Below are 18,652 nucleotides of genomic sequence, written 5' to 3'. Positions count from 1 at the left end.
CTGGGTCCATTCCGATTGAAGATCTTCTACGGCTGGCGGCTGGTGGCCGTCGCCTGCGTCATCCAGTTCCTGCACGGCGGCCTGCTCATGCAGGCCTTCGGTGCGTATGTGGCGGTCCTCTCCGACGAGTTCGGCTGGAGCAAGACCGCGCTGTCCGCCGGCGCCGCCATCCAGTCGCTCGAAGGCGCGATCCTCGGCCCGGTGCTCGGCTGGCTGATGGACCGCTTCGGGGCCCGTTCGACCGTGCAGGTCGGCCTGGTGGTGTTCGGGCTGGGCTTCCTGGTCCTGAGCCAGATCGACACCATCGGCGGCTTCTACGGCGCCATCCTGCTGCTCGCGCTGGGCTCCAGCCTCGCGGGCTACTTCCCGCTCACGGTGACGCTGGTCCACTGGTTCCGCCGCAAGCGCGCGCGGGCGCTGTCCATCATGAGCCTGGGACTCGCCCTGGGCGGCGTGGCCGTTCCGCTGGTGGCCTGGACGATGCAGGCCTGGGGCTGGCGCGCCACCGCGATGGCGTCGGGCATCGCCGTCATGGTGGTCGGACTGCCGCTGGCGCGGATGCTGCGGCGCAGCCCGGCCGAGATCGGCGAAACGGAGGACGGCCTTCCGCCGGAAGCGCCGGACGCGGCGCAGGCGGACGCGCCGGCGGCGCCGGAGCGCCACTTCACCGCGGGCGAGGCGCTGCGCACACGCGCCTTCTGGCTCCTCGGGCTGGGCCACGGCTTCGCGCTGCTGGTGGTGACGGCGGTGAACGTGCACGCGATCTCGCACCTGAAGGAAGGCCTGGGCTACTCGGTGGCGCAGGCTTCGCTCGTCATCACGCTGATGACCGTGTTCCAGGTGCTGGGCGTCCTCTCCGGCGCCGCGGTCGGCGACCGCTGGGACAAGCGCTACGTGGCCGCAGGATGCATGCTCGCGCACATGATCGGCCTGCTGCTGCTCACCTTCGGTGCGCATCCCGCGCTGCTGGTCGCCTTCGCGGTGCTGCACGGTTTCGCCTGGGGCCTGCGCGGCCCGTTCATGCAGGCCATGCGCGCGGACTACTTCGGCCTGCAGGCGATCGGCATGATCCTGGGCCTGTCGGCCTTCATCATCTCGGCCGGCCAGGTCGCCGGGCCGATGGTGGCCGGGGCCTTGAAGGACCTCACGGGCGACTACCGGCTCGGATTCACCTTGCTGGCGCTGGTGGCCGGCTCCGGCTCGGTGCTGTTCCTGCTCGCCCGCAAGCCGGCCTGATTCCGCGCCATCTGCCGCCATGACCCAGACCTCGCGCCTGCCCTGCGAACAAGGCGCGATGCAGTGCGCGGAGGTATCGCCGACCGACGCGGCGCACAAGCGCTGGGTGCTGGCCGCGTCGGTGCTCGGCTCCAGCCTCGCCTTCGTCGATGGGACGGTGGTCAATGTCGCCCTGCCCGCGATCCAGCGCGCGCTGGATGCATCGGTCTACCAGGCGCAGTGGGTCGTGGAGTCCTACGCCCTCCTGCTGGCGGCGCTGCTGCTGGTGGGCGGCGCGCTGGGCGACCGCTACGGCCGCCGCCGCGTGTTCGTGATCGGCGTCGCGCTGTTCGGCGTCGCCTCGCTCCTGTGCGCCCTCTCGCAGACGGTGCACCAGCTGATCGCCGCGCGTGCGCTGCAGGGCGTGGGCGGCGCCCTGCTGGTGCCGGGCAGCCTGGCCCTGATCAGCGCCCATTTCCCCGAGGAGGAACGCGGCCGCGCCTTCGGCACCTGGGCCGGCTTCAGTGGCATCACCTCGGCCGTGGGCCCGCTGCTGGGCGGCTGGCTGGTGGACCATTTCTCCTGGGCGTGGGCCTTCGCGGTGAACCTGCCGCTGGTGGCGCTGGTCCTCGCGATCACCCTGGCGCGTGTGCCGGAGAGCCGCCCTCGCGAGGCCCCGGGCCGGCTCGACCTGCGCGGCGCGCTGCTCGCCACCGTGGGCCTGGGCGGCGTCGTGTTCGCTTTCATCGAGGCGCCGACGCGCGGCTGGCGCGCGGCCGAAGTTGTCGCGGCGCTCGTGTTGGGCGTTGCGGCTCTGATCGGCTTCGTGTTCGCGGAGCGGCGCCATCCCGCGCCGATGCTGCCGCTGCGCCTGCTGCGGCAGACGGACTTCGCGGGCGCCAACCTGCTCACGCTGCTGCTGTACGCGGCGCTGGGCGGCGGGCTGTTCTACGTGCCGCTGAACCTGATCCAGGTCCAGGGCCTCTCCGCCACCGCCGCGGGCGCGGCGCTGCTTCCCTTCATCGCCATCCTGTTCCTGCTCTCGCGCTGGGCGGGCGGCCTGGTGGACCGCCACGGCGCCCGCAAGCCGTTGATCGTCGGGCCGCTGATCGCGGGCGCAGGCTTCGCCCTGCTGCTCCTGCCCGGCACCGGCGCCAGCTACTGGCGCGACTTCCTGCCCGGCATCGCCGTGCTGGGCCTGGGCATGGCGATCGCGATCGCGCCGCTGACCACGGCGGTGATGAATGCGGTCGGGCCGGGCGATGCAGGCACGGCATCGGGCGTCAACAACGCGATGTCGCGCGTCGCCGGACTGCTCGCGATCGCGGTGTTCGGCTGGATCATGGCCCTGGTGTTCGAGCCGGCGCTGCTGCGCAGCCTGCGCTCGGGCGCGCTGCCGCCGGGTCTGGCCGATGCGGTGTGGGAACAGCGCGCGCGGCTCGCCGCGATCGAAGTCCCGCAGGGAACGAGCGAACAGGCGGGGACGGTCGTGCGCGAAGCGGTGCACGGCGCATTCGTCGCGGGGTATCGCTGGATCATGGTGCTGAGCGTTGCTTTGGCGGTCGCGAGCGCCGGTGTTGCGGCGTTGTGGGTCGGGCGTGGTCCGGCGCCGCGCGGACAGCGCGGATAGCGCGGATTGGATCGTGACGATCCACTGTCCGGGGCGGAGGCCGGCGGCCCGGGTGTCCGTTCTCCGGTCCACCTCGCGATGAAGGCGTCATCGCAATCCTCGCGCCTTGGCTTGGAATGCGGCCATGCGTGTCTGCGGCCCCGCGCGACCGCGAATGGTCCCTGCGCCCGGACACCCGAACCACCGGCCTCATCAGCTTGAGCGCTGTTTTCGGCAGGGCCTGATGAGGCCGAGCGCCCACTCGGGGCGCACTGACTCGCTGGGACGGTGGTCTGGGTACCCGGGCGCAGGGACCATTCGCGGTCGCGCGGGGTTTCAGGATCGCGAGGCCGCGTTCCAAGCCAAGGCGCGCAGGTCGCCAACAGCCTCTTCATCGCGAGGTGGACCGGAGAACGGGTACCCGGACCGCCGGCCCAGGACCCGGACAGTCATGGCCTGATCCTTTCCTCTACATCCGCGCGCCGCGTTACGCTTGCTGTTTCCACCGATCTGCGCATGTCCCCACCCACCGAACCCTCCACCTCCACACCGCCGGTGCGCCGCTTCAAGGACCCGGCCTACCGCCCGGTGGCTCCGACGCTCGCCGAGCTGCGCCAGCGCATCGACTCGCTCGACGAGCAGATCGTCGAGCTGCTGGCGCAGCGCGCGCAGTGCGTGCGCGACGCCACCCGCTTCAAGCGCGATGCGTTCCAGGTGCAGGCCCCGGCCCGCCAGGCCGAGGTGTTCGAACGTGTGCGACGATTGGCAGCGGCGCACGAGGACGCCTTCCCGGGCCTGCCGGCCATCGTGGAAGGCGCCTTTCGCACGCTCGTCGCCGGCTTCGTGGCCGCCGAAGGCGACTTGTTCCAGCAGACCGAACCGATCGAACCATGAAAAACCTGTTCACCCGCCGCCTCTTCGCTTCCGCCCTCGCCGCCGCCGGCCTGGCGAGCTTCGCGTTCAGCGCAACCGCCCAGCAGCAAGGCTGGCCCAGCAAGCCGGTGCGCATCGTCGTGCCCTACGGCGCGGGCTCCTCGCCCGACGTGGCGGCGCGCATCATCGCGGAACGCCTGTCGCCGCGCCTGGGGCAGCCCGTGGTCGTGGAGAACCGCCCGGGCGCCGGCGGCAACAACGGCACCGGCGCGGTGGCCAAGTCGCCCGGTGACGGCTACACCTACGTGATCAGCACCAACGGTCCGCTGGTCTACAACACCGTCCTCTACAAGAACCTGCCCTACGACCCGTTCAAGGAATTGAAGCCCGTGGTGCTGGCCGGCGGCCAGGCCAACGTGTGCACCGTGCGCAGCGACTCGGGGATCAACGACCTGCGCGGCCTGGTCGACGCGATGAAGAAGAACCCGGGCAAGTTCAACTTCTCCTCCACCGGCGTGGGCAGCCTCTCGCACCTGGGCATCGAGCTGCTCAAGGTCAAGACCGACACCTACGCGGTGCACATCCCCTACGCTTCTTCGCCGCTGGCCATCCTGGCGATCCTGCAGGGCGACGTGCAGTTCGCCTGCGTGCCCGCGGTGGCCGTGCTGCCGCAGGTCAAGGCCGGCAAGCTGCGCCCGCTGGCCGTGTCCACCGCGAAGCGGAGTGCGCTCACGCCCGACATCCCGACGATGAAGGAGGCGGGCCTGCCCGAGATCGAGAACCTGGCCTGGATGGCGATCATGGCGCCGGCCAGCACGCCCGACGACATCGTGCGGCGCATGAACCAGGAGATCAATGCGGTCCTGGCCATGCCGGAGACGAAGGAGAAGATGCACGCGCAGTACATGGAGCCGATCGGCGGCGCCCCGCAGGAACTCGCCCGCTTCATGCAGCAGGAACTGCGCACGATGACGCCTGTCATCAAGCGCACCGGCATCTCGATGGAATGATGCGCATCGAGCGCGGCGCCTGTTCGCCCGGGGAGGCCGAGCAGGCGCTCGCCGCGCTCGACGACGGCGAAGGCCTGTACTTCGGCGTCGACGCCGGCATCGCGGGTTTGCATCCGCTGCAGGCCACTCTGGTCACGCGGCCGGCGCTGCGGATTTCGGTGTTCGAGGATGGGGTGGGGGTTCGGGCGCTGACGGCGTTCGGGAGGGCGCTCTTCGATTCGGATGTGCTGCGGGACTGGCGATCGAACCTGCGGCGCGGTGGTGGTGCTTCCGCAATCGAACAGCTGCGGGGCTTTCTCCACAGCTTCGAGGCTTCGCCGGATGTGCTGCTGCTCGGTGCACTGCGGTTCGACGCGCACCGTTTGACCGTCATCCGCGCGCGGGCCAATGACCGCGAAGAACTCGGCGTCTTCTACTTCCCCGAACGCATGCTGCGCCGCGATGCGCACGGCCAATGGCGCTTCGTGCATCTGGCGATCGACGGCGTGGACGCGGGCACGGATCCCGCTCCCGCAATGAACGGACACGGCGCTGCAGCGATCCATCCCGGCGACGACTTCCCGCCCGGCGGCTACGCGCAGATGGTCGCCCGCGCTCTCACGATCCTTCGCGAACGCCCGCTGGTCTCCCTCACCCTCAGCCAGAGCTACCGCCGCCGCGTCTCGGTCCCACCCTCGCAGGCGTTCGCCCGCCTGCGTGCGGCCAATCCCGCACCGGCCAGCTTCTTCCTCAATGACGGCCGCGGGCTGCGCCTCTTCGGCGCCTCACCGGACCTGCAACTCGTCGTCTCGCGCGGCGAAGTGCAGGCGCTCCCGGTCTGCGGCACGGTGGCCCGCCGTCCCGGAGCGCAGGGCGAAGCCGAGTCCTTGCGCGAACTGTTCAACGAAGAGGTCGATGCCGCCGCGCTGGCCGTGTGCAGCGACGCGCTGCGCAACGACCTCGCGCCGCTCTGCGAGCCCGGCAGCCTGCGCCTGCTGGACCGGCGCCGGCCGATGTCGCTGGCGACCGTCGTGCATGCGGTGGACCGTCTCGCCGGCCGCCTGCGCAGGGGCTGCGATGCCTGGGATGCCATCGCCGCCACGGCCGCGCCCGTGATGCTCACCGGCACGCCCCGTGACGAGGCCCTGCGCGCGATCGCCGAACTCGAAGCCAGCCCGCGCGACTGGTACGGCGGCATGGTCGTGCAGGTGGCGGCCGATGGCGATGCGTTGGTGGGCACCCTGCTTCGCGCAGCCGCCGTGCGCGGCGACGTCGCGGAGGTGCGCACCGGCGGCGACCTGCTGGCCGATTCCTCGCCCGAGCGCGAGGAAGCCGAGTCGCGGCTGAAGACGCGCTCGCTCTGGCGCGCCTTCGGGCTGGAGCAGGCGCAGGCAGCACACTCAACATCGCCCGACAGCGCGCCCGCGTCCGTCCGTCTTCTGGCTGAATCGGACCCATTCAGTGCAGCACTCATCGATACTCTGGCCGCGCTGGGCATCAGATGCGCGGACGACGCGCGTGTCTGCGTGCTTGCCGGCGCCGCGCCACCGCCGGCTGGTCTGCCCGTGGTAGCGATCGGCGACTCGGCGTATCGCCTGCTCGCGACCTGTGGGGAAGTGGAGCCTGTCCCCGCCGAACACGGTCGGGTGCTGCACTGCCGCCGGGACGATACAGGCGAACGGTTCACAGCCGCCCGTTATGCGACGCACCGGCTGCTGCGGGCCCCGGCCGGCTGGCAGATCGTCGCGAGCGAACTCAATGGCGATCCGGTGGCATTGTTCTCCCCCTTGGCAGCCTGCTTGCTCTATCGACCCGACTCGCTCCTTTGCGACGAGGTCGCCCGCCAGCTCCTGCGGGAAGCTGTGACCTACTTCGTCGCAAGGGCAGCCGTCAATCGCTGAAGCCGGGCGCGACAGCGACTTCACCCCATGGGCTCGCGCCGGCAATCAGGCCGGGCCCTCTGCACTTTCCGAGCAATGTGGCGATCGGCACATCTGCCAAGGCCCGCGTCTTGACTAGATTGCGCATTCCCGCACGCGGCCGCTGCCGCAGCAAAGGAGCAGGAGCTTGGCTAAAGCACGCGAGTTCTGGGAGTGGTTCCAGGAGCATGAACCTGAAATACGGCACGCCTATTTGCAAGCCGATACTTCGCACCTGGATGATCTACTTTCACTGCGGGTGGCAAACGCCACATCCGGAGCCGGCTGGGAGATCGGTCCGTATGCTCTGCCAAGCCATGCTTTCGTGTTCTCGCCTGGCAACGCGGACCGCATCAGCGCTTGCCGCGAGTTGGTCGACGCCGCCCCGGACATTCCCACTTGGCGCTTCTTTCATGCAAAACCTGCCAAAGATCTGACGTCCTTGCGAATCGAAGTCGGTGCGCACGAGATATGTGCAGAGCGGTGGTACTACCGCCTAACGTCCTACCGAGCAGGCGAGTTCGTCGATGTCGAACTCCTGTTCGAGGAAGCTGATTCGCCATCTCCCGCGGATGCCGTCCTCGCGGGTGAGCTCTTGCTCGAGGCGCTGCTTGGAGAGCTCGTTTTTCTGCAGAGGGTCGGTCGGATCGAGCCGAACTGCGTACCGAGTCTGGCGAAGCTGGACCGAGCCACGCCCCTTCGATACCTCAGGCGTCACCTAGACTCCATCCTGAAGCCCCTCCAGTGACGGGGTCGCCGCGTGCGACGGCCGCGGCACGAAAGTCCGGAAGGATCCGGGCGGACATAAAAAAACCGGGCGCTTGGCCCGGCAGTCCTCCTCCGGTTTCGCTGGTTATGGCTTCACGTATTCGGAGATCACCTTCCACTTGCCGTTCTCGATGACCGACAGGCGCGACACCTCGCTGCCCAGGCGCTTCTGCGCGGTGAAGGACTGGATGGCGCCGCCGAACATGTCCGGCGGGAAGGTCATGCCTTCCATGGTCTTGACGAAGCTGTCGGTGGTCAGGTTCGGGCCCGCCTTCTGCGCGGCCTGGATGAACATGTCGATGATGTTGTAGCCGTAGACCGAGAACACCGTCGGGTCCTCGTTGAACTTGGTCTTGTACTTGTTGGCCCAGAAGCGGATCTTGTCCGAAGCCTCGTCCAGGTACGGGTGCTGCACCGTGTGCGTGGCGTACAGGCCGTTCATCGCCGCGCCGCCCAGCTTGTGGATCAGGTCCGTGTAGCAGGCGCTCGATCCGAAGAACGTGGGGTTGAAGCCGGTCTTGCGCGACTCGGCGATGGTGCCGATGGTCTCGCGGATGATGGTGCCCATCACCACCAGGTCGCAGCCGGCGCCTTTCATGCGCGCCACCTGCGAGGAGAAGTCGGTGGCGCCGCGCTTGAACGACGTCTTCTCGGCCAACTCCATGTTGATCGACTTGAGGCCCGCCTCGGCGCCGCGCAGCACTTCGAGCCCGAACTCGTCGTCCTGGTAGATCGTGCAAATCTTCTTTGCGTTCTTGTCCTTGACCATCTTGGGCAGCGTGGTGCGCATCTGGTCGTAGTAGGTGGCGGCGAAGGAGAACTTGAGCTTGTGGAAGGGCTCGTACATCTCGCGCGCGGCCGTGATCGGCATGAAGTTGACCACGCCCTTCTCGAACTGCACCGGCATCGCGGCCATGTTCTGGGCCGTGCCCAGGTGGCCGGCCATGAGGAAGATCTTGTCCTGGTTGACCAGCTTCTGCGCCGCCAGCACCGCCTTGCGCGGGTCGTAGCCGTCGTCCTCCACCAGCAGTTTCAGCTTGCGCCCGTGGATGCTGCCCTGCTCGTTGAGCTCATCCACGCGCAGCTGCATGCCCAGGCGCGCCTGCTTGCCGAAGCCCGCCAGCGGGCCGGACAGGTCCTGGATCGTGCCGATCACGATCTCGTTCTTGCTCACGCCCTGCTGCTGCGCGAAAGCGCCGCCGGCGGAAAGGCACAGGGCCGCGCACGCGGCGAGCAGTCGGAAGATTCCTGGCATGTTCTGGTCTCCTCTATCGATGAAAGCGCTGCTGAACGGGGCGATTCTTCTCCGGGCCCTTGGGGTGTCAAGCTGGCGTAATCCCGCAGATGCCGGCCCTCACTGGTACATCGCGTCGATCTGCGGGGCGTATTTGCGTTCCACCAGCTTGCGCTTGAGCTTCATCGTGGGCGTGAGCTCCTCGTCCTCCGCGCTCAATTGCGTGTCCAGCAGGAAGAACCGCTTGATCTGCTCCACCCGCGCGAAGCGGGCGTTCACGCGGTCGATCTCGCCCTGGATCAAGTCCTGCACCTCGCGCGCGCGCGTCAGGCTGGCGTAGTTGCTGAAGGGAACGTCGTGGTCCTGCGCGTACTTCTCGACGTTCTCCTGGTCGATCATGATGATCGCCGTCAGGTACGGCTTCTTGTCGCCGATGATCACCGCATCGGTGATGTAGGGCGAGAACTTCAGCTCGTTTTCCAGCTCGCTGGGCGTGATGTTCTTGCCGCCGGCCGTGATGATGATGTCCTTCATCCGGTCGGTGATGCGGAAGTAGCCGTCTTCGTCCACTCCCCCCACGTCGCCCGTGCGGAACCAGCCGTCGGTCGTGAACGATTCGGCCGTCTTCTCCGGCTGGTTCAGGTAGCCCATGAACACGTTGGGGCCCTTGACCTGGATCTCGCCGGTGGCCGGGTCCACCCGCATCTGGTTGTGCGCGCCCGCCGGCCCGATGGTGCCGGGCTTGATGCGGCCCGGAGGCACGCAGGACGATGCCCCGCAGGTCTCGGTCATGCCCCAGGCCTCCAGCATCGGCAGGCCCAGCGAGAGATACCAGCGGATCAGCTCCGGCGAGATCGGCGCGGCGCCCGTGAGCAGGAACCGCGCGCGATGGATTCCGATCAGCTTGCGCACGTTGTCCAGCGCCAGCGCGCGTGCGACGAGGAACTGCAGCTTCAGCGCGCCCGGCACCGGCTTGCCGGCCAGCACCCGGTCGGCGATGCGCCCGCCGACGCGGATGCTCCAGGCGTAGATCGCCTGCTGCAGCTTCGTGGATTCGCGCAGCCCGATCATCACGGCCGAATAGAACTTCTCCCACACGCGCGGCACGGCGAAGAACACCGTGGGCTGGATCTCGCGGATGTTCTCCGGCACCGTCTCCGGGTTCTCGACGAAGTTGACGCGCGAGCCGGTGTAGAGCGGGAAATACTCGCCCGCGATGCGCTCGGCGATGTGGCACAGGGGCAGGAAGCACATGCGCTCGTCGCTCTCGTCCTGCGGCAGCAGCGGGTTGTACGCGCGCGTGATGTAGACCAGCGCGCCGTGGCTGTGCATCGCGCCCTTGGGCTTGCCGGTGGTGCCGGAGGTGTAGACCAGGATGGCCAGTTCCCCGGGCTTGCAGGCCTGCACGCGGCGATCGAGTTCCTGTGGATGCTGCGCGTTGTACTCGCGTCCGAGCTGTCGCAATGCGTCGAAGCTCAGGACCATCGGATCGGCCAGGTCGCGCAGGCCCTCCATGTCCATCACCACGATCCTGCGAAGCCGCGGAAGGCGCTCGCGCACTTCCAGCGCCTTGTCCAGCTGCTCCTCGTCCTCGACGAACAGGATGCTGGTGCCCGAGTCCTCGCACAGGAACTGCACCTGCGAGGGCGCGTCGGTCGGGTAGATGCCGTTGGAGACGCCACCCGCGGACAGCACCGCCAGGTCCGCCCACACCCATTCGGCGCGGGTGTTGGCCAGGATGGAAGCGGTGTCGCGCGGCTGCAAGCCCAGCGCCATCAGCCCGCCGCCCAGCTCGCGCACGATGCGGCCGGCTTCGTCCCAGGTCCAGCTGCGCCACAGGCCCAGCTCCTTCTGCCGCATCCAGACCTTGGGGCCGCGCAGGCGCACGGCGTTCCAGAACATCACGGGCACCGTGTCGCCTTCGAGCACCAGCTCGTTGCGCGGTTCGATCTTCACGGCGTTCCAGAGATTGCTCATCGGGTCATCTCCAGGTTTTCTTCTTCTTCCAGCGCCGCTCGCCGCGCACGCCCGCTTCCTTCATGCCGAGGTAGAACTCCTTGATGTCTTCCTTCTCGCGCAGGCGGGCGCAGTCGTCTTCCATCACGATGCGGCCGTTCTCCAGCACGTAGCCGTAATCGGCGGCGTTGAGCGCCATGTTGGCGTTCTGCTCCACCAGCAGCAGCGTGGTGCCGCGTTCGCGGTTGATGCGCACCACGATCTCGAAGATTTCCTTCGTCAGCTTGGGCGAAAGGCCGAGGCTGGGCTCGTCCAGCAGGATCACCTCCGAGGCGGCCATGATCGCGCGCGAGATCGACAGCATCTGCTGCTGGCCGCCGGAGAGCAGGCCCGCGTCCTGCGAGGCGCGCTCCCGCAGGATCGGGAAGTAGGAGAACACGGCCTCCATGTCGCGTGCGACCGCGTCACGGTCCTTGCGCGTGTAGGCGCCCATGGCCAGGTTGTCTCGCACGGAGAGCAGCGGGAACACCTCGCGGCCTTCCGGCACGTGGGAGAGGCCCTGTTGCACGATGTACGCCGGGTCGCGCGCGGTGATGTTCTCGCCCTTGAACTCCACCGAGCCCTTGAGCGGATCGATGATGCCGGAGATGGTCTTGAGGATGGTGGTCTTGCCCGAGCCGTTGCTGCCCAGCACGGTGGCGATCTCGCCGCGCCGCACCTGCAGGCTCACGCCGCGGATCGCCTTGACCGGGCCGTAGGCCGATTCCACGTTGGCCAGGCGCAGCACCGGCTGTTCGTCGCCGCGCGCCGATGTCGTGGCCGGAGCCGTCGCGCTCATCGCGCCGCCTCCCGCCGCAGCGTGGCCACATCTTCCGCGGCGCCGAGATAGGCTTCGATCACGCCCGGGTGCGCCTGCACCTGCTGCGGCGTGCCCATTGCCAGCACTTCGCCCTGGTTCATGGCCAGCACGCGGTCGGACACCTTGGACACCAGCGTCATGTCGTGCTCGACCATGAGCACGGTGACGCCCAGTTCCTGCTGGATGTCCTGGATCCAGAACGCCATGTCCTCGGTCTCCTCGACGTTCAGGCCCGAGGACGGCTCGTCCAGCAACAGCAGCCTGGGCTCGGTGCACAGCGCGCGCCCGAGTTCCACCACCTTGCGAACACCGTACGGCAGTCCCGCGACGGTGGTGTCCCGGTAATGCTGCAGGTCCAGCAGGTCGATGACGCGCTCCACCTTCTCGCGCGCCTCGATCTCGGCCGCGCGCACGCCGCGGGTGAAGAAGATGTCGGACCAGAACTGGGTGCGCCGGTGCGTGTGCCGGCCGATCAGCAGGTTGTGCAGCACGGTGGCGTGCTCGAACAGCTCGATGTTCTGGAAGGTGCGCGCGATGCCCAGGCCCGCGATGCGGTGCGGCGGCTGGCGCGTAAGCGGCACGCCCTCGTAATCGATGCTGCCGCTGGTGGGGTTGTAGATGCGGCTGATCAGGTTGAACACCGTCGTCTTGCCGGCGCCGTTGGGGCCGATCAGGGTGAACACCTCGCCGCGGCGCACGTCGAAGCTGACGTTGTTGACCGCGAGCACGCCGCCGAAACGCACGGAGAGGTTCTTCGCGGAGAGCAAGACGTCTTCTTGCGGCGGCGCGGCAGCGGCCGAAGGGCTCGCGCGCTTCGCTTCGAGGGGCCTGGTCACGGCATCGTTCATTTCAATCTTTCCGATTTCTGGAACGACTTCTGCCGCCTGAACATGCCCTTGCGGTAGAACGGGAACAGCTGGAACCAGGCGCGCACCTTCAGCCAGCGGCCGTACAGGCCGAGCGGCTCGAACAGCACGAAGGCGATCAGCACCAGGCCATAGACCACCGCCTTGAGCCCGGGCGCCTGCCCGATCGCCGGCGGCAGCCAGTCCTTCACCGCGGAGATGGCCTGCGGCAGCCCGATCAGGAAGATCGCGCCGAGGAAGGCTCCGTGCAGCGAACCGAGCCCGCCGATCACCACCATCAGCAGCAGGTCGATGGACTGGATGATGTTGAACTGGTCCGGGGACAGGAAGCGAAGCTGGTGGCCGTAGAGCGCACCGCCGACGCCGGCCAGCGCCGCGGAGATCGCGAAGCTGAGCGTCTTGTAGTAGGCCAGGTGGATGCCCATGCTCTGCGCGGAGATCTCGGAATCGCGGATCGCCACGAAGGCACGGCCGGTGGTCGAGCGCAGCAGGTTGGCGCAGGCCAGCGTGGCGAGCACGGTGGTGGCCAGGCAGACGAAGTAGAACTCGGGCCCGGTGTCGGCCGCCCAGCCGAAGGCCCTGGGCGTGCCGACCGTCAGGCCCGCGTTGCCGCCGGTGACCTTCTCCCAGCGGGCGAAGCCCTCCTCCACGATGAAGCCGAAGGCGAGTGTCGCGATGCCCAGGTAGATGCCCTTCACGCGCAGCGCCGGCAGGCCGACCACGATGCCCACCACGGCGGACAACGCACCCGCGACCGCCATTGCGACGGGGAACGGCCAGCCCATGTTGGTGAGCACGGCCTGGGTGTACGCGCCGACACCGAAGAAGGCCGCATGCCCGATCGAGAACAGGCCGGTGAAGCCGGCGAGCACCATCAGGCCGAGGCCCACGATGCCGTAGATCAGGATGAACGTGAGCTGCGCCAGCAGGTACTCCGACAGCAGCCAGGGCGCGGCGAGCAGCACGACGCCGAGCGCGGTGTACCAGAACACATGGCCGCCGTGCTTGGCCAGCCGGATGTCCTGGTCGTAGCCGGTCTTGAAGATGAAGCGCACGGCGTCAGACCTTTTTTCTCAGCTTCTCGCCGAACAGCCCGTTGGGCAGCACGACCAGCATGACGAGCACCACGATGTACGCCGCGATGTCCTTGAAGCCCTCGGGCAGGTAGAAGCCCGCCAGCGACTCGACGACACCGATGATCAGGCCGCCGACGATGGCGCCCGGCAGGCTGCCGAAGCCGCCCACCACCGCCGCCGGGAAGGCCTTCAGCCCGATGAACCCCATGTTCGCGTGGACGAAGGTGATGGGCGCCAGCAGCAGCCCGGCGATGGCGGCCACCGCCGCGGCGAGGCCCCACACCATGCTGTTGAGCCTGCGCACCGGGATGCCCATGTAGTAGGCCGCCAGCTGGTTCTGCGACGCGGCCTGCATCGCGATGCCCACCTTGCTGTAGCGGAACGTGGCGAACAGCAGCGCGCACAGCAGCGCGGTGGCGCCGATCACGACCACCTGCTCCGCGTTGACCACCAGGCCGCCCGCGCGCCAGAGGACGTCCTTGTAGGGGACTGGCAGCGTGTGGGTCTCGGTGCCGATGGCCGGCAGCATGGTGATGGCGCCACGCGCCACGTAGCCGATGCCGATGGTGAGCATCACGATGGAGAACGCCGGCTGGCCCAGGATCGGGCGGATGGCGACGCGCTCGAGCAGCACGCCGAAGACGGCCATGGCCGCGATGGCCGACACCACCCCCACCCAGAACGGCAGGCCCATCAGCGTCATCACCGCCAGCCCGGCGAACGCGCCCAGCATCATCAGCTCGCCCTGGGCGAAGCTGACCGTCTCGGTGGCCTTGTAGATGAGCACGAAGCCCAGCGCGATCAGACCGTAGATGCATCCCTGCGCGATGCCGCTGATCACCAGTTGGAGGAATTGCACTTGTGCCGGGCGCCTTTCTTGTGGGGACCGGTTATAGCCCCAGGTCATTCGAAAGGGCTACAGGGTTGGTCCGGAGAACCGTCCCGGTCGCGACCGCTGTAATGCCCCGATGCAAACGCCCGTGCGAACCGAGAAGCAAGGTGAACTTACGATCGTCACGCTCGACCGCCGCGAAGTGCGCAACGCGGTCGACCGCGAGACGGCGCGGCAGTTGTACGAGGCCTTCCTCGCCTTTGACGCGGACGAGTCCTCCACGGTCGCCGTCTTCCACGGCGCCAACGGGCACTTCTGCGCGGGCTGGGACCTGCAGTACGGCGCGCGTATGGCCGGCGAAGCGCAGTCCGTGTTCGAGGAACTCGACTTCCAGCCCGGCACGCCGCAGCCGCCGGGGCCGATGGGCCCTTCGCGCCTGCTGCTCTCCAAACCCGTCATCGCGGCGGTGAGCGGCGCGGCCGTGGCCGGCGGCATGGAGCTGGCGCTGTGGTGCGACTTGCGCGTGATGGAGGAGGACGCGTACTTCGGCGTCTACTGCCGCCGCTTCGGCGTGCCGCTGATCGACGGCGGCACCGTGCGCCTGCCGCGCCTGGTGGGCATGGGCCACGCGATGGACCTGATCCTCACCGGGCGCAAGGTGGAGAGCGCCGAGGCGCTGCAGATGGGCCTGTGCAACCGCGTCGTCCCACGCGGCCAGGCGCGCGATGCGGCCGTCTCACTGGCCGGGCAACTCGCGACCTTCCCGCAGCGAACGATGCGGGCCGACCGGATGAGCGCGTATCGCCAATGGGACCTGCCGCTGAACGAGGCGCTCCACCAGGAGTGGCGCGGCGGCCATCCGTGCATCGCGGACGGCCTCGAAGGCGCAACGCGCTTCGCCGCCGGCGAGGGGCGGCACGGCAAGTTCTGATCAGAGCGTGCGCGCGAGGGAATGCGGCACCTTGACCGGCAGGTCCAGCAGCATCTGCGCGAAGCCCTTGCCCAGCGGATCGAAGCGTGGCGACGCAGGACCGCCGCCGGCCAGCGCGCGGTGGATCACGAAGTTGACCGCGTGGATGCCGGGCAGCTGGAAGCGCTCGACGGGTCCTCTTGCCAGGTGCGCGAAATACGCAGCCACCACCTCGGGAGTGAGCCGGTTCCACAACAGCGGCCACCACTCGGAACGGCGCGCGATCACGCCGATGTTTTCCATGTCGCCCTTGTCGCCGCTGCGCGCCCACGCCAGGCGGATCAGCGGCACTTCGACCAGCGGTTCGCCGGCGGGATCGTTCCACATTGGCGGTGCGGGCAACGCGTCGGGAGACTGCAGGACGCCGCCGGCCGCGATCTCCACGGGCGTGCTTTCGCCATGGACGCTCACCCGCACCGGCACGCTGCCCTTGTCGAGCAGGAACGAGAACGGCTTGATCAGGGGCGAAGGCGATGGCCTGCCGCCTGCGGGCATGGTGGTGCCGGGCGACCAGGACGTGCCCGCCGGCGCGATCTCGCGCGCGAAGATCTCGAGTGCGCGCTTGTCCGGATGATCGACGACGATGCGCACCATCACCTCGCGCGCATCGGCCGCGCGTGAATGCGGGCCGTACAGGGCTTCGCTGCCGAGCAGCTCGACGTGCGCCGCCGCGAAGTCTCCGAGGCCGACCTGCGCAAGCAGTTCACGGGTTCTCTCGAGGATCGCATCCGCCGTGCGGCGCGCCTTCCCGGCGGCACCGATGCCCACGATCACCAGCATGCCGGCACAGCGGAAACCATCGAGCTGCGTCGCCGATACCTTGTAGAGCGGCCCCGGCTGGCGGCCTCTCGCGCCACTCACGCGAACGCGCTCCGGCCCCGCCTGCTCGATGCGGACCTGGCGGAAGTCGCAAGCCACGTCGGGCAGCAGGTAGGCGCCCGGATCGCCGATCTCGTACAGCATCTGCTCGGCCACGCAGGCGGCGCGCACCAGGCCTCCTGTGCCGGGCGGCTTGGTCAGCTCGAAGCTGCCATCCGCGGAGCAATCGACGACCGGATAGCCGATGTGCGGCCAGTCCGGCACCTGGTCCCAATCGGTGAACAGCCCGCCGGTGGCCTGGCAACCGCATTCGATGATGTGGCCGGCGAGGCTGCCGCCCGCGAGGCGGTCGTAGTCGCCTGGCTGCCATCCGAACTCATGGATGAGCGGACCGAGCGTGACGGCGCTGTCGACCACGCGGCCGGTGATCACGATGTCCGCTCCAGTCGCCAGCGCCTGTGCGATCGGGAACGCGCCCAGGTAGGCATTGGCGCTGAGCACGCGTGAAGGCAGCGGCTCGCCGGTGAACATGTCTGCCACGCCCTGCTCGCGCAGCCGCGGCATCTGGGCGCTGACGTCGTCGCCCTCGACCACGGCGATCCGCGGCGACAGCCCCATGGACTGCGCAAGAGACTTCACGGCTTGAGCGCAGCCGTGCGGGTGGATGCCGCCTGCGTTCGCGACGACCTTGATGCCGCGCCGCAGCACCTGCGGCAGCACCTGCTGCAACGCGGTATCGACGAAGTCCGTCGCGTAGCCCATCTCGGGCTTCTTCGCCCGCGCGGCGGCCAGCACCGCCATCGTGGTCTCCGCCAGGTAGTCGAACACCAGGTAGTCGATCGAGCCCGACTGCACCAGCTGCGCCGGCCCCAAGCGGCTGTCGCCCCAGAAACCGGAGGCGCCGCCGATGCGCACGGTCTTGTGATTGGCCATGGCGCGAGGGTAGCGCCAATGCCGCCGCCAGCGGTCGGCTATACCCGAATAGGCGCGGCCGCTGCGCGCCGCTAGAGTCGGACGCCGCCCCCAGCTGAGCTCGCGCATGCCTCTCATCGAATCCACCATCGCCCCCGGCCGCGAAGCCTTCGCGGCCAACCGCGAACACATGCTCGGGCTGCTGCGGCAGGTGCGCGCGTTCGAGCAGCGCACGCAGGCGAGGTCGGCGGCGTCACGCGAGCGATTCGAGAAGCGCGGCCAACTGCTGCCGCGCCAGCGCCTGATGCTGCTGCTGGACCCCGGCGCGCCGTTCCTCGAACTCTCCTCGCTGGCCGGCCTGGGCCTGGACACGCCCGACCTGGAGCGCAGCGTGCCGGGTGGCGGGCTGGTCGCGGGCATCGGTTTCGTGAGCGGCGTGCGCTGCATGGTGCTGGTCTCGGACTCGGGCATCGACGCCGGCGCGCTCCAGCCCATGGGCCTGGACAAGCTGCTGCGCGTGCAGGAGCTCGCGCTGGAGAACAGGCTGCCCTACGTGCAGCTGGTCGAATCGGCGGGCGCCAACCTCATGGCCTACCGGGTCGAGGACTTCATCCGCGGCGGCAGCACCTTCCGCAACCTGGCGCGTCTCTCGGCCGCGGGGCTGCCGGTGGTGACCGTCACGCATGGATCGTCCACCGCGGGCGGCGCGTACCAGACCGGCCTGTCGGACTACATCATCCTCGTGCGCGGCCGCTCGCGCGCTTTCCTCGCCGGGCCGCCACTGCTCAAGGCCGCCACCGGCGAGATCGCCACCGAGGAGGAACTGGGCGGCGCCGAGATGCACACCAGCATCTCCGGGCTGGGCGACTACCTGGCCGAGGACGATCGCGATGCGCTGCGCATTGCCCGCGACATCCTGGGGAACATCGACTGGGACCGCGGCGCATCCGGAACGCCGCGCGAGTTCCGCGCCCCGCGCTACGACCGCGAGGAGCTGCTGGGCATCATGCCCGCCGACCTGAAACGCCCGGTCGACATGAAGCAGGTGATCGCGCGCATCGCCGACGATTCGGACTTCCTCGAATTCGGCCGCGACTACGGCAGCGCCACCGTGTGCGGCCACATGCGCATCGAGGGCTGGGCGGTGGGCGTGATCACCAACAACGGCCCGATCGACGTGGCGGGCGCCAACAAGGCCACGCACTTCATCCAGGCCTGCTGCCAGTCGGGCACGCCCCTGCTCTACCTGAACAACACCACCGGCTACATGGTGGGCAAGGAATACGAGCAGGCCGGGATGATCAAGCACGGCTCGAAGATGATCCAGGCCGTGACCAATGCGTCGGTGCCGCAGGTGACGATCTACTGCGGCGCGTCCTACGGCGCGGGCAACTACGGCATGTGCGGCCGCGGCTTCCATCCGCGCTTCTGCTTCAGCTGGCCCAACGCGCGCACCGCGGTCATGGGCGGGGAGCAGGCCGCGCAGACCATGCGCATGGTGAGCGAGGCCGCGATGAAACGCAGAGGCGAGGTGGACGAGGCCCGGCTCGACGAGATGAGCCGGCGCATCGTCGAACACTTCGACAGCCAGATGAGCGTGTTCACCACCAGCGCGCGCCTGCTGGACGACGGCGTGATCGATCCGCGCGACACCCGCGCCGTGCTGGCCGAGGTGTTCGCCATCTGCCGCGAAGCGGATACGCGGCAGCCGCGCGCGATGCAGTTCTCGGTCGCGCGGCCCTGAAGGAGCAAGCC

Annotated in this window: 15 protein-coding genes; 8 read left to right on the top strand and 7 right to left on the bottom strand. The window is 68.7% G+C overall.

The genetic code is table 11. The features are described 5' to 3' along the window. Positions 1-15 precede the first annotated feature (15 nt). The 6 genes from EZ313_RS06800 to EZ313_RS06775 all read left to right on the top strand — a co-directional run bounded on the left by EZ313_RS06800 (position 16) and on the right by EZ313_RS06775 (position 7,353). Complete coding sequence (locus EZ313_RS06800) at positions 16-1,236, top strand: MFS transporter (RefSeq protein WP_167772539.1); 1,221 nt, start codon at positions 16-18, stop codon at positions 1,234-1,236. Positions 1,237-1,255: 19 nt separating this feature from the next. Then, positions 1,256-2,845 carry an MFS transporter gene (locus tag EZ313_RS06795; protein WP_135262435.1) on the top strand — a complete coding sequence of 530 codons (1,590 nt, stop codon included), beginning with the start codon at positions 1,256-1,258 and terminating at the stop codon, positions 2,843-2,845. A 495-nt stretch (positions 2,846-3,340) separates the two neighbouring features. Beyond that, entirely contained in the window at positions 3,341-3,718 is a 378-nt protein-coding gene (locus EZ313_RS06790) for a chorismate mutase (RefSeq protein ID WP_135262434.1), read from the top strand. Further along, complete coding sequence (locus EZ313_RS06785; RefSeq protein WP_135262433.1) at positions 3,715-4,707, top strand: Bug family tripartite tricarboxylate transporter substrate binding protein; 993 nt, start codon at positions 3,715-3,717, stop codon at positions 4,705-4,707. The genes EZ313_RS06790 and EZ313_RS06785 overlap by 4 nt, the downstream gene beginning before the upstream one ends. Beyond that, entirely contained in the window at positions 4,707-6,587 is a 1,881-nt protein-coding gene (locus EZ313_RS06780) for a chorismate-binding protein (RefSeq protein WP_205960344.1), read from the top strand. The genes EZ313_RS06785 and EZ313_RS06780 overlap by 1 nt, the downstream gene beginning before the upstream one ends. Positions 6,588-6,753: 166 nt before the next feature. After that, positions 6,754-7,353, top strand: a complete 600-nt coding sequence (locus EZ313_RS06775; protein WP_135262431.1) for a hypothetical protein — start codon at positions 6,754-6,756, stop codon at positions 7,351-7,353. A gap of 105 nt (positions 7,354-7,458) precedes the next feature. Here EZ313_RS06775 and EZ313_RS06770 read toward each other — a convergent pair whose 3' ends face one another. The 6 genes from EZ313_RS06770 to EZ313_RS06745 form a co-directional block, all read right to left on the bottom strand. After that, a complete protein-coding gene (locus tag EZ313_RS06770) occupies positions 7,459-8,628 on the bottom strand; it encodes an ABC transporter substrate-binding protein (protein ID WP_135262430.1) in 1,170 nt (389 codons plus the stop codon). A 99-nt stretch (positions 8,629-8,727) separates the two neighbouring features. Next, a complete protein-coding gene (locus EZ313_RS06765; RefSeq protein WP_135262429.1) occupies positions 8,728-10,584 on the bottom strand; it encodes an AMP-dependent synthetase/ligase in 1,857 nt (618 codons plus the stop codon). Between the two features lie 4 nt (positions 10,585-10,588). Then, positions 10,589-11,401, bottom strand: coding sequence for an ABC transporter ATP-binding protein (locus EZ313_RS06760; RefSeq protein WP_135262428.1), 813 nt, complete (start codon positions 11,399-11,401; stop codon positions 10,589-10,591). Next, positions 11,398-12,189 (bottom strand): ABC transporter ATP-binding protein, encoded by a 792-nt coding sequence (locus EZ313_RS06755; RefSeq protein ID WP_240788619.1) that lies wholly within the window; start codon positions 12,187-12,189, stop codon positions 11,398-11,400. Before EZ313_RS06755 ends, EZ313_RS06760 begins: the two co-directional genes overlap by 4 nt. A gap of 77 nt (positions 12,190-12,266) precedes the next feature. Then, entirely contained in the window at positions 12,267-13,343 is a 1,077-nt protein-coding gene (locus EZ313_RS06750) for a branched-chain amino acid ABC transporter permease (RefSeq protein WP_135262426.1), read from the bottom strand. A gap of 4 nt (positions 13,344-13,347) precedes the next feature. Beyond that, positions 13,348-14,223 (bottom strand): branched-chain amino acid ABC transporter permease, encoded by an 876-nt coding sequence (locus EZ313_RS06745; protein ID WP_135262425.1) that lies wholly within the window; start codon positions 14,221-14,223, stop codon positions 13,348-13,350. Positions 14,224-14,332: 109 nt separating this feature from the next. Between EZ313_RS06745 and EZ313_RS06740 the strand changes: the two genes are divergently transcribed. Beyond that, a complete protein-coding gene (locus EZ313_RS06740; RefSeq protein WP_135262424.1) occupies positions 14,333-15,127 on the top strand; it encodes a crotonase/enoyl-CoA hydratase family protein in 795 nt (264 codons plus the stop codon). On the opposite strand, the gene EZ313_RS06735 is transcribed toward EZ313_RS06740, so the two are convergent. After that, positions 15,128-16,918 carry an acyclic terpene utilization AtuA family protein gene (locus tag EZ313_RS06735; RefSeq protein ID WP_135262423.1) on the bottom strand — a complete coding sequence of 597 codons (1,791 nt, stop codon included), beginning with the start codon at positions 16,916-16,918 and terminating at the stop codon, positions 15,128-15,130. Positions 16,919-17,024: 106 nt separating this feature from the next. Between EZ313_RS06735 and EZ313_RS06730 the strand changes: the two genes are divergently transcribed. Next, positions 17,025-18,641, top strand: coding sequence for an acyl-CoA carboxylase subunit beta (locus EZ313_RS06730; protein ID WP_135262422.1), 1,617 nt, complete (start codon positions 17,025-17,027; stop codon positions 18,639-18,641). The last annotated feature ends 11 nt before the right edge of the window (positions 18,642-18,652 follow it).

The organism is Ramlibacter henchirensis (genome assembly GCF_004682015.1).
Lineage (GTDB): Bacteria > Pseudomonadota > Gammaproteobacteria > Burkholderiales > Burkholderiaceae_C > Ramlibacter > Ramlibacter henchirensis.
The sequence above is the reverse complement of the archived record's forward strand: the minus strand, read 5'-3'. Positions and strand labels throughout refer to the sequence as shown.

Coding starts and splice junctions, on each gene's coding strand:
- EZ313_RS06780 (WP_205960344.1), top strand. CDS start 4,707: ATGCGCATCGAGCGCGGCGCCTGTTCGCCCGGGGAGGCCGAGCAGGCG.
- EZ313_RS06730 (WP_135262422.1), top strand. CDS start 17,025: ATGCCTCTCATCGAATCCACCATCGCCCCCGGCCGCGAAGCCTTCGCG.
- EZ313_RS06760 (WP_135262428.1), bottom strand. CDS start 11,401: ATGAGCGCGACGGCTCCGGCCACGACATCGGCGCGCGGCGACGAACAG.
- EZ313_RS06795 (WP_135262435.1), top strand. CDS start 1,256: ATGACCCAGACCTCGCGCCTGCCCTGCGAACAAGGCGCGATGCAGTGC.
- EZ313_RS06740 (WP_135262424.1), top strand. CDS start 14,333: ATGCAAACGCCCGTGCGAACCGAGAAGCAAGGTGAACTTACGATCGTC.
- EZ313_RS06765 (WP_135262429.1), bottom strand. CDS start 10,584: ATGAGCAATCTCTGGAACGCCGTGAAGATCGAACCGCGCAACGAGCTG.
- EZ313_RS06785 (WP_135262433.1), top strand. CDS start 3,715: ATGAAAAACCTGTTCACCCGCCGCCTCTTCGCTTCCGCCCTCGCCGCC.
- EZ313_RS06770 (WP_135262430.1), bottom strand. CDS start 8,628: ATGCCAGGAATCTTCCGACTGCTCGCCGCGTGCGCGGCCCTGTGCCTT.
- EZ313_RS06790 (WP_135262434.1), top strand. CDS start 3,341: ATGTCCCCACCCACCGAACCCTCCACCTCCACACCGCCGGTGCGCCGC.
- EZ313_RS06735 (WP_135262423.1), bottom strand. CDS start 16,918: ATGGCCAATCACAAGACCGTGCGCATCGGCGGCGCCTCCGGTTTCTGG.